This window comes from Bacillus stratosphericus, assembly GCF_020524495.1.
In the GTDB taxonomy this organism is placed as follows: domain Bacteria; phylum Bacillota; class Bacilli; order Bacillales; family Bacillaceae; genus Bacillus; species Bacillus stratosphericus_B.
This window is the reverse complement of sequence record NZ_JAIVLB010000091.1, coordinates 1-1,040: the sequence shown is the minus strand read 5'-3', so window position 1 is coordinate 1,040 and position 1,040 is coordinate 1. Positions and strand designations below refer to the sequence as shown.

Here is a 1,040-nt window from a genome sequence, read left to right as displayed (position 1 = left end):
TTACGTCTAAGACGGCGCGATCAACGGTCGGGTGGTACGAAACTTCTCTCCAGCGCTCGACCGGCGTCGGGTCAGCGTCAGGATTATCGGCTAGCTTCTTGGCCCAGCCCGGCGCTTTGGTCGGGTCGGTGAAATAACGTTCATTTACGATGATGTTGTGGACGTCGGATGTTAGGCGGTAGTCGGGTGATATCGTAATTTCAATCGTCATGATTATCGGGCTCCTCCTCTTCTTACGCTATATGTTCGATTTCCTTCATCCTCAATGCGTTGACCGCCCGTGATCCTCCGTACTCTTCCAGCTTTCGGTCGATGAAGGAGACGCCCTTCGCAGTAACGTACGTCTGCACAAAGTTAACTCCGTAATATCTAGACGGCGACTGTTTGACTTTAAAATATCCTTCGTTGATGTAGCGCTGGTAAGGAACCGGTGATCCTTCCTTCCGAACAAAGACACCGATTGTCCGTAAGAATGACGTTAATTTGTTTCGGCCAATGCCGATCGATTTGGCTGCCTGGTCTAACGGCTGTACGTTTGTCGCGGAAATAAAACGATCGTGTTCATCTGCTTTCGGTTTCATTTCGGAAATTACTTCGTTTTGCTTTCGTACAGTCTCTAAAGTTGCGCTAAATAAAAGCTTTGTTTGGTCGTCCGCGAATGGCAGATACGTTTGAATGAATAGATCTTCATTCGCTACATAGCCGCCTGTCTTTCTGATTGTCGGGATGACATCATGCGTGATCCAACGTTTGAACTGTTTGGCTTCCGGTTTGCGGCTGCCTAGAATTAATGTGTAAAGACCTGGTTCGTTTACAATTGTTTTATTGGGATTGCCAATACCCTCATTTAAAATGATGGTATTCTTCTCATCTTTGTCCAAACGACTTAAAGCCTGACTTGGGTTGCCGATTTCTAACACATCACATACATCCTTTGCAACAAACCAAGGTTCACCATCCTTCACGACTGTTCTCACCTGTTGTTCTTGATAATTGAATACTTTTTGTAATTCGTTCATTACGATTCCTCCTCGTTTATT

General features: G+C 45.7%; 2 protein-coding genes. Both read right to left on the bottom strand.

The annotated features are described in order from the left end of the window. Positions 1-211: hypothetical protein (locus tag LC033_RS16550; protein ID WP_226570336.1), on the bottom strand; the 211-nt coding region annotated here is incomplete at its 3' end. A gap of 22 nt (positions 212-233) precedes the next feature. Continuing rightward, positions 234-1,019 carry a phage antirepressor gene (locus LC033_RS16545; protein WP_226570334.1) on the bottom strand — a complete coding sequence of 262 codons (786 nt, stop codon included), beginning with the start codon at positions 1,017-1,019 and terminating at the stop codon, positions 234-236. Positions 1,020-1,040: the final 21 nt, after the last annotated feature.

Coding starts and splice junctions, on each gene's coding strand:
- LC033_RS16545 (WP_226570334.1), bottom strand. CDS start 1,019: ATGAACGAATTACAAAAAGTATTCAATTATCAAGAACAACAGGTGAGA.